This window comes from Acidovorax sp. KPB24-03 (assembly GCF_057546605.1).
Genome location: NZ_BAAJYR010000147.1, coordinates 1 through 8,930, shown reverse-complemented (window position 1 = coordinate 8,930; position 8,930 = coordinate 1). Strand labels below are relative to the sequence as shown.

At 69.0% G+C, this 8,930-nt stretch carries 10 protein-coding genes; 5 read left to right on the top strand and 5 right to left on the bottom strand.

What is annotated here, in order from left to right; translation table 11 throughout:
• Together AC27KI_RS15085 and AC27KI_RS15080 are read left to right on the top strand one after the other, a co-directional pair.
• On the top strand, positions 1 to 286 hold a 286-nt coding region (locus AC27KI_RS15085), incomplete at its 5' end, for a hypothetical protein (RefSeq protein WP_487114540.1).
• A 12-nt stretch (positions 287 to 298) separates the two neighbouring features.
• Positions 299 to 1,429, top strand: a complete 1,131-nt coding sequence (locus AC27KI_RS15080) for a response regulator (RefSeq protein WP_284427742.1) — start codon at positions 299 to 301, stop codon at positions 1,427 to 1,429.
• Positions 1,430 to 1,520: 91 nt separating this feature from the next.
• On the opposite strand, the gene AC27KI_RS15075 is transcribed toward AC27KI_RS15080, so the two are convergent.
• Positions 1,521 to 2,453 carry an inositol monophosphatase family protein gene (locus tag AC27KI_RS15075; RefSeq protein WP_284427743.1) on the bottom strand — a complete coding sequence of 311 codons (933 nt, stop codon included), beginning with the start codon at positions 2,451 to 2,453 and terminating at the stop codon, positions 1,521 to 1,523.
• A 137-nt stretch (positions 2,454 to 2,590) separates the two neighbouring features.
• On the opposite strand from AC27KI_RS15075, the gene AC27KI_RS15070 reads away from it, so the two are divergent.
• Both AC27KI_RS15070 and cysE read left to right on the top strand, forming a co-directional pair.
• Complete coding sequence (locus AC27KI_RS15070; RefSeq protein ID WP_487114538.1) at positions 2,591 to 3,391, top strand: RNA methyltransferase; 801 nt, start codon at positions 2,591 to 2,593, stop codon at positions 3,389 to 3,391.
• A gap of 45 nt (positions 3,392 to 3,436) precedes the next feature.
• Positions 3,437 to 4,222 (top strand): serine O-acetyltransferase, encoded by a 786-nt coding sequence (gene cysE, locus AC27KI_RS15065; RefSeq protein ID WP_317355805.1) that lies wholly within the window; start codon positions 3,437 to 3,439, stop codon positions 4,220 to 4,222.
• Between the two features lie 113 nt (positions 4,223 to 4,335).
• Here the strand turns inward: cysE and mog are convergent, their stop codons facing one another.
• Together mog and yjgA are read right to left on the bottom strand one after the other, a co-directional pair.
• Complete coding sequence (gene mog / locus AC27KI_RS15060; RefSeq protein WP_487114536.1) at positions 4,336 to 4,950, bottom strand: molybdopterin adenylyltransferase; 615 nt, start codon at positions 4,948 to 4,950, stop codon at positions 4,336 to 4,338.
• Positions 4,943 to 5,608: a ribosome biogenesis factor YjgA gene (gene yjgA, locus AC27KI_RS15055; RefSeq protein ID WP_284402733.1), complete on the bottom strand. Its 666-nt coding sequence runs from the start codon at positions 5,606 to 5,608 to the stop codon at positions 4,943 to 4,945. The genes mog and yjgA overlap by 8 nt, the downstream gene beginning before the upstream one ends.
• Before the next feature lie 86 nt (positions 5,609 to 5,694).
• Here yjgA and pmbA point away from each other — a divergent pair, with 86 nt between their 5' ends.
• The gene (gene pmbA, locus AC27KI_RS15050; protein WP_284402734.1) at positions 5,695 to 7,104 is read left to right on the top strand and encodes a metalloprotease PmbA; all 1,410 of its coding nucleotides are present in this window, start codon (positions 5,695 to 5,697) and stop codon (positions 7,102 to 7,104) included.
• Positions 7,105 to 7,189: 85 nt separating this feature from the next.
• Here the strand turns inward: pmbA and AC27KI_RS15045 are convergent, their stop codons facing one another.
• A complete protein-coding gene (locus AC27KI_RS15045) occupies positions 7,190 to 7,852 on the bottom strand; it encodes an IPTL-CTERM sorting domain-containing protein (RefSeq protein ID WP_487114542.1) in 663 nt (220 codons plus the stop codon).
• A gap of 101 nt (positions 7,853 to 7,953) precedes the next feature.
• Positions 7,954 to 8,766 (bottom strand): 4-hydroxy-2-oxoheptanedioate aldolase, encoded by an 813-nt coding sequence (gene hpaI / locus AC27KI_RS15040; RefSeq protein ID WP_487114534.1) that lies wholly within the window; start codon positions 8,764 to 8,766, stop codon positions 7,954 to 7,956.
• Positions 8,767 to 8,930 lie beyond the last annotated feature (164 nt).

Here is an 8,930-nt window from a genome sequence, read left to right as displayed (position 1 = left end):
ACCCGCTGACCCCTTGCCGGCGGATGCGCTGCCGGGCCAGCCGGCGCCGATGGCGCTGCGCCCGGCCTTGCAGCGCCTGCAGGTGCTGCTGCAGGCCGACGACCCGGCCGCCGTGGACCATCTGCAGCAAAATAGGCCGGTGCTGGAAAGTGCGTTGGGCGTGGCGTTCGCCGCGCTGGAAGCGGATACCCGGAGTTTCGAGTTTGAGCGGGCCTTGGACACGCTGCATGCCGCGGCGCAATCGGACCTCGACGGGTCCGAGCCTTCACCAGGCGGGGCCGCATGACAGGACCACCCCATGGACATTCCCCATTTCTATGCCGACGAGTCCCTCTTTGTCGAAAAACCCATCGCCACCGTGCTGGTGGTGGACGACACGCCCGACAACCTCACCCTCATGGGCACGCTGCTGCGTGACCACTACCACGTCAAGGTCGCCAACCAGGGCGAGAAGGCCTTGCGGATCGCGCAGTCGTCCCCGCCGCCCGACCTGATCCTGCTGGACATCATGATGCCGGGCATCGACGGCTACGAGGTCTGCCGCCAACTGAAGGCGCATCCGCAGTCGCGCGACATCCCGGTGATCTTCCTCACCGCGCGCTCCACCTCGGACGACGAGCGCACGGGTCTGGCGGCCGGTGCGGTGGACTACATCACCAAGCCCATCAGCCCGCCCATCCTGCTGGCGCGCGTGCACACCCATTTGGCGCTGAAGGCCACCGCCGACTTCCTGCGCGACAAGAGCGCCTACCTGGAGCGCGAGGTGGCCATGCGCACGCTGGAAGTGCAGGCCATCCAGGACGTGACCATCATGGCCATGACCTCCCTGGCCGAAACGCGCGACAACGAGACGGGCAACCACATCCGCCGCACGCAGCTGTACGTGAAGGCGCTGGCCGAGCACCTGCGCCTGCACCCGCGCTTCGAGCAGACGCTGACCGAACGCATGATCGAGCTGCTGTACAAATCGGCGCCGCTGCACGACATCGGCAAGATCGGCATCCCCGACCGCATCCTGCTCAAGCCCGGCAAGCTCACGGTGGAAGAGTTCGAGGTCATGAAGACGCACACCACGCTGGGCCGCAATGCCATCGAGGACGCCGAGCGCCGCCTGGGCATGCGCGTGGCCTTTCTGAGCGTGTCCAAGGAGATCGCCTACAGCCACCAGGAAAAGTGGGACGGCAGCGGCTATCCGGAGGGCCTGGCGGGCGATGCCATTCCCGTCTCGGCCCGGCTCATGGCGGTGGCCGACGTGTACGACGCGCTCATCAGCAAACGCATCTACAAGCCCGCGTACTCGCACGAGCAGGCCTGCGCCACCATCGTGCGGGGCCGCGGCACGCATTTCGACCCCGACATGGTGGATGCCTTCGTGGACCTGGCCGACGACTTCCGCCACATCGCGCTCAAGTACCCCGACCCGGAATAGGCCCACACGGGCCACGGGCCTGAAAAGAAAAAAGGGACTGCCGCGCGGCCCGTGGGCCGCAGCGGCAATCCCTTCGCGCGGGCGCTGCCGGTCAGCGGGCGCCGGTGGCGGCTTCGCCGTCCTCGGCCGGGGTGGCCGGCACCACGTCGTCCAGGCCGTCCGTGGGCAGCGAGAGGTTGGCCGCCGCCTGGCGCACGGCCGCCTTGTCGCCGGCGCTGGCGAACTGGCTGTACTTGGTGAGGATGGGCACCAGCTGGCCGTAGATGCGCGGTGCGCCGGCCAGGCATTCGCGCTGCTCCAGGAAGTCCGCCTCGCCCGTGAAATTGCCGACCAGGCCGCCGGCCTCGGTCACCAGCAGCGAGCCGGCCGCCACGTCCCAGATCGACAGGCCGGTCTCGAAGAACGCTTCGGTGTAGCCCGCGGCCACGTAGGCCAGGTCCAGCGCGGCGGCGCCCGGGCGGCGCAGGCCGGCGGTGCGCTGCATCACGTCGGCCATGATGTTCAGGTAGTTCTTGAAGTTGTCGCCCGGGCGGAACGGAAAGCCGGTGGAGATCAGGCATTCCTTGAGCTGCGTGCGCTTGGAGACGCGGATGCGGCGCTCGTTCAGGTAGGCGCCGCGGCCCTTGGTGGCGGTGAAGAGGTCGTTGCGGGTCGGGTCGTAGATGACGGCCTGCTCGACCTTGCCGCGCACGGCCAGCGCGATGCTCACGCAATAGACCGGAAAGCCGTGGATGAAGTTGGTGGTGCCGTCCAGCGGGTCGATGATCCAGACGAACTCCGAATCCTTCGCGCCGTACTCGCTGCCCGATTCCTCGGCCAGGATGCCGTGGCCGGGGTAGGCCGTGAGCAGCGTCTCGATGATGGCCTTTTCGCTCGCGTGGTCCACCTCGGTCACGAAATCGTTGATCTGCTTTTGCGAGATCCGCACGGATTCCACGTCCAGGGCCGCGCGGTTGATGATGGCGCCGGCGGCGCGTGCGGCCTTGATGGCCACGTTGAGCATGGGGTGCAGATTGGTCGACATTGGATTGTGGCGTGGGCCGGGCGCGCGGCAAGGGCGGCCTGGCGGTTCAGGAACGGGGAATGGCGCCCCGGCGATGCGGACGGCGACAATGAGCGCGCGATTTTACCCGTACTGCCTTTTTTCACCGACCGCGCGCCATGAAGACCCGTTTCATCCTCCTGCACACCAGCCATGCCGGCAACGTCGGCGCCGCCGCCCGCGCCATGAAGACCATGGGCTTCGGCGACCTGGTGCTCGTCGCCCCGCGCTGGGCCAACGTGCTGCGCCGCGAGGAAACCATCCAGCGCGCCAGCGGCGCCTTGGACGTGCTGGAGAACGCGCGCATCGTCGCCACGCTGGACGAGGCCCTGGACGGCATGAGCCACCTGTGCGCCACCGCCATGACCCCGCGCGACTTCGGCCCGCCCACGCGCTCGCCGCGCGAGCATTTCGATTTGCTATTGAAAAGTGAGCAACATGCCCTAGAAGAAAATGTGCTGGAGCCCGATTCGGCTCCCACTCCCACTGCGGAGGCCGGCGTGGCCTTCCTGTTCGGCAGCGAGCGCTTCGGCATGGCCAACGACGACGTGTACCGCTGCCACGTGGCGCTGTCGATTCCCACCAACCCCACCTTCGGCTCGCTCAACCTGGGGGCAGCCATCCAGGTCGTCGCCTACGAATGGCGCCTGGCGCTCGGCGGTTTCGCCGCCGCCGCGCTGCCGCAGGAAGGCACGGCCGCACCCGCCACCGAGCGGGCCGATGCCGCGCAGGTGGCCGGCATGCTGGCGCACTGGGAGCGCGCGCTGGTGGACATCGGCTTTCTCGACCCCGCCGCGCCCAAGAAGCTCATGCCGCGCCTGAACCAGCTGTTCAACCGCGCGCAACTCACGCCCGAGGAAATCCACATCCTGCGCGGTGTCGCCAAGGCCATGACCGGCGCCGCGCAGGCAAAGCGCTAGACTCGGCGGCTCTTTTTCCGCTGCGCCCCCACGCCCCACCACCCCATGTTTGCCCGCCTGCGCTCCGACGTCCAGTGCATCCTCGACCGCGACCCCGCCGCGCGCAGCACCTGGGAGGTGGTCACCTGCTACCCCGGCCTGCACGCGATCTGGCTGCACCGTCCGGCGCACTGGTGCTGGCGCCACGGCCTGCCGTGGCTGGGGCGCTTCATCTCGCATTTCGCGCGCTGGATGACCGGCATCGAGATCCACCCGGGCGCCAGGATCGGCGAGCGCGTTTTCTTCGACCATGCCATGGGCGTGGTGGTCGGCGAAACCGCCGAGATCGGCGACGGCTGCACCATCTACCAGGGCGTGACGCTGGGCGGCACCTCGCTCTACAAGGGCGCCAAGCGCCACCCGACGCTGGGCAGGGACGTGGTGGTGAGCGCCGGCGCCAAGGTGCTGGGCGGCTTCGAGGTGGGCGACGGCGCCAAGATCGGCAGCAACGCGGTGGTCATCAAGCCCGTGCCGCCAGGCGCCACGGCCGTGGGCATCCCGGCCCGCATCATCCCCTCCAAGGCCGGCCAAAGCGCCGACGTGACCGAGCCGCAGGCCGCGCGCCCCTTCACTGCCTACGGCATCACGCAGGAAGACGATCCGCTCTCGCAGGCCATGCGCGGCCTGATCGACAACGCCTCGTCGCAGGAGCACCAGATCGCGCTGCTGTGGCAGGCCATCGAAAAGCTTTCGGCCAACCCGCAGGCACCGGCCAAGGACTGCGTGCCCTGCGACGCGGCGCGCGAGGAGCAGTTCCAGGCGGACAAGCTCAACGAACTGGTGGGAAAGTAGCCGGCGCTTTGGCCGGTGGTCAGTGGCCGGTGGCGGCCCCGGCTTCGGTGTGCAAGCCAAAAAGGCCTGCAACGCAATAAATACTAGGGCGTTATGCTATAAAAAATATAGCATCAGCGCCGCACGGCCGATTTCGGCCGGAACGCCTTGCAAACCGCGTCGTGCGTTTCCAGGTACGGCCCGCCGATCAAATCGATGCAGTAGGGCACCGCGGCGAAGATGCCCGGCACGATCTGGCTGCCGTCCTCGCCCCGCAGGCCTTCCAGCGTTTCCGCAATCGCCTTGGGCTGGCCGGGCAGGTTGACGATGAGCGTGCTGCCGCGCACCACCGCCACCTGGCGCGAGAGGATGGCCGTGGGCACGAAGCGCAGGCCGATCTGGCGCATCTGCTCGCCGAAGCCCGGCATCTCCTTGTGGGCCACGGCCAGCGTGGCCTCGGGCGTCACGTCGCGCAGGGCGGGGCCCGTGCCGCCCGTGGTCAGCACGAGGCTGCAGCCGGCGGTGTCGGCCAGCTCGATCAGCGTGGCGCTGATGGTGGCCTGGTCGTCGGGGATCAGCCGGGGCTCGAAGGCGATGGGGTTGCGCAGCGCACGGGTAAGCCAGTCCTGCAATGCGGGCAGGCCCTTGTCCTCGTAGACGCCGGTGCTGGCCCGGTCGCTGACGGAGACGATGCCGATGCGCACCGGCTCGAAGCCGCCGGTCGCGGCAGGTGCCACGGCCTCAGGCATCGCGGCCGGTCTCTTCGTGGCGGGCGTGGGTGGCCGCGTCTTCCATCTGTTCGCGCACGAGCTGGAACAGCTCGCGGTAGGCGCGGCCCTTGCGCGGGGCCAGGCCCTCGGACACCTGCACGTTCGCGACCTTGCCCTCGGGCTGCGCATCCTTGCGCGCCTGGCGGATCAGCGCGCGGATCTGCTGCGTGTCGGTGCGCGGAAAGCGCTCCAGCCAGTCGGGCAGCGCGGCGTCGTCGGCGATCAGCCGGTCGCGCCAGCGCTCGGAGGCGTGCAGCGCGAGCTTTTCGGCGGCCGAGCCGTTGTGCTGCTCGTCCAGCGCGGCCTGGGCGGCAGCCACGGCGGCGGGATCGAGCTGGCGCATGATCTTGCCGACGTACTGCATCTGGCGGCGCTTGCCCTCGAAGTTGGTGATGCGCCGAGCCTCGGCCAGCGCGTCGCGCAGCTTCTCGGGCAGCTGCAGGCGTTCCATCAGGTCGGCGCGCAGCGTGAGCAGGTCTTCGCCGAGCTTCTGCAGCGCATCGCTCTCGCGCTTCAGGTCGGTCCGGCTCGCTTCGTGCGTGCCTTTGAGCTCGGCTTTCAGTTCGATGTCCAGCTCGCTGCCTTCGGCAACGAACTGGCCTCGCACGTAGTAGCCTTTTTTGGGTTTGCGTGACATGGTGGGGGCAATGGGAGGGGCACGCGTGTGCCCATACAGGCTTCGGCACCTTGGCGCCGAAGGCGGCAAGTATCATAGCCGCCGATATGAATACACCCAGCCCACGCGCCGCCGGCGCCGCCCCGAAGACACCCGACAGCGGTTTCAGCTACACCCGCCCGTTTTTCGAAGACCTCGTGGACCGCGCCCTGGCGCACGCCAAGAAGCTGGGCGCCACCGACGCCGGCGCCGAGGCCTCCGAGGGCTGCGGCCTGTCGGTCAGCGTGCGCAAGGGCGAGCTGGAGAACGTCGAGCGCAACCGCGACAAGTCCCTGGGCGTGACGGTCTACATCGGCCACCGGCGCGGCAACGCCAGCACCTCGGACTTTTCCAGCGCCGCCATCGAGCAGACCGTGCAGGCCGCCTACGACATCGCCCGCTTCACCGCCGAAGACCCGGTGGCCGGCCTGCCGGACGAGGCCGACATCGCCCCCGAGGACTCGCACCGCGAGCTGGAGCTGTTCCACCCCTGGGCCATCACCAGCGAGGAGGCCGCGCGCATCGCCATGGAATGCGAGGCCGCCGCGCTGCAGACCAGCCGCCGCATCACCAACAGCGAAGGCGCGGGCGTGTCGGCCCAGCAGAGCCACTTCTTCAGCGCCCACACGCGCGGCTTTCGCGGCGGCTATGCCAGCTCGCGCCACAGCCTGTCGGTGGCGCCCATCGCCGCGCTGCCCGGCAAGAATGCCGACATGCAGCGCGATGCTTGGTACAGCTCCATGCGCGATGCGCGCGAGCTGGCCGCGCCCGCCCAGGTGGGCCGCTACGCCGCCGAGCGCGCCCTGAGCCGCCTGGGCAGCCGCAAGATCCCCACCACGCAGTGCCCCGTGCTGTTCGAGTCGCCCCTGGCGGCCGGCCTGCTGGGCGGCTTCGTGCAGGCCGTGAGCGGCGGCGCGCTGTACCGCAAGAGCACCTTCCTGCTCGACTCGCTGGGCAAGCCGGTTTTACCGAAGCACATCGACATCCTGGAAGACCCGTTCATTCTTCGCGGCAAGGGCAGTTCGCCCTTTGACGACGAAGGCGTGCGCGTGGCGCCCCGCAAGGTGGTGGATGCCGGCCGCGTGGAGGGCTACTTCCTGTCCAGCTACTCGGCGCGCAAGCTGGGCATGAAAACCACCGGCAACTCGGGCGGCTCGCACAACCTCACGCTCACCTCGCGCCGCACCCGCGCGGGCGACGACCTCGACGCCATGCTGAAAAAGCTGGGCACCGGCCTGTTCGTGATCGAGCTGATGGGGCAGGGCGTGAACTACGTGACGGGCGACTACTCGCGCGGCGCCAGCGGCTTCTGGGTGGAAAACGGCCAGATCGCCTACCCGGTGCATGAGATCACCATCGCCGGCAACCTGAAGGACATGCTGAAAGGCATCGAAGCCGTGGGCGCCGATGCCTACAACTACGGCGCCAAGACCGTGGGCTCGATCCTCGTGAACCGCATGAAGGTGGCGGGCAGCTGATGCAACACGCAGCGGTGCCAAAAGCGCCGGCCCCAACAAAAAACCCGCCAGCGGCGGGTTTTTTGTTGGGCTGAACGAAAGCCGATCAGCGCTGGCGGCGCAGGCGGGCGATGCCGAACATGCCGAGCAGCGAGGCCATCAGGATCAGGCCCCATTCGGACACCGTGGGAATGGGCGATGCCGTCACCGCGGCCGCGGCCATCGCGTAGCTCACGGGGGCGTTGTTGGCCGTGCTGCGCGAGGTGTCGGTCACGGTCGATATCAGGCAGGTATCGGTCGCGCCGCTGTTGCCCGTGCCCGTGTTCTGGCAGCCGGAGTTGTGGGTGGAGGTGCTGGTGGCGCCGGAGACGATCACGGCCGCGAAGCGGTCCGCCGTGGTGTGCGGTGCGGTGCCCGTCATCCACAGCACGGCCTGCATCAGGTTCACGTTCGTGATGTTGCCGGAGGCGTCCGTGGAGATGCGCAGCGTGTTCAGACGGGCGTTGGGGTCGGTGGAGGCCACGGTGTCCAGGCCGCTGGAGAAGCTGTAGTAGGTGACGGTCGAGCCGATCTCCAGGTTGCTGGCGCTGGCGGGCAGGTTACCGGCCGTCGTGAACGTGCCGGTGACGTTGTTCGTGGTCAGGTAGTTGGCGCACAGGCTCGCGGGCGTCGTGGTGCAGTTCGTGTAGTTCTGCAGGCTGGCGTAGTTGCCGGTGCTGTTGATGTTGACCGTGGCACCGAACGACGTGCCTGCCGCCAGGGCGAGCACGGTGCCCAATAGGATTTTCCTCATAACCGCCTCCAAGTCCCCCGTCTCCCCATCTCCCCGGCGGGCCGCAGCGCGCCCGCACCCTCCGCCGCGGGGATCCCTCAATACGCGGCACCCGCCTGCAGAGGCACCGCCGCTGCCGCCGCCGCTGGCCCGCCGAACTGCGCGCGCAGCTTGCGTGCCGCGCCGACGAACATCAGCACGTCCACCCCCACTGCCACGAAGGTGCAGCCCAGGTCCAGGTAGCGCTGCGCCAGCACGGGATCGGAGGTGAGCGTGCCGGCGGCCTTGCCGCTGGCGATGATGGTCCGCATGGCGCCTTCGATGGCGGCCTGCACGTCGGGGTGGCCGGGGTTGCCGCGGTGGCCCATGGACGCGGCCAGGTCGGCCGGGCCGATGAAAACGCCGTGCACGCCCTCCACCGCGCAGATGGCGGGCAGGTTCTGCAGCGCCGTCACCGTTTCGGCCTGCACCAGCAGGCAGACCTCGTCGTCGGCCACCTGCAGGTAGTCCGTGCGGCTGTTCCATTGCGACACGCGGGCCACGGCGCTGCCCACGCCGCGCGTGCCGTGCGGCGGGTACTGCGTGGCGGCGGCAATCGCCCGGGCCTGCTCGGCCGTGTCCACCATGGGCACGAGCAGGGTGCGCGCGCCAATGTCCAGCATCTGCTTGATGAGCGCGGTGCTGCCTTCCACCACGCGCACCACCGGCTGGGCGGGCTGCGCGGACACGGCCTGCAGCGTGGCCAAGGTGCTGCGCACGTCGTTGGGTGCGTGCTCGCCATCGATCAGCAGCCAGTCGTAGCCGGTGGTGGCCGCGGCCTCGGCCAGGTACGGGTCGGCCATTGACAGCCACAGGCCGATCTGGGGCTGGCGGGCGGCGAGGGCGGATTTGAAGGGGTTGTGTGCGGGCATGGTGCGGGTCGTGCGTGAAGCGAAGGGGAAGAAGAACGAAGGGTAGCCGGCCGGGCTCAGACCCCGGCCAGCAGGTGGCCGGGCGGCAGCGGCCGGCCCTGCAGGTGGTCCACGATGTTGCGCGCCGTGGCGGTGGCCACGCGCAGCGCGGCATCGCGCGTCAA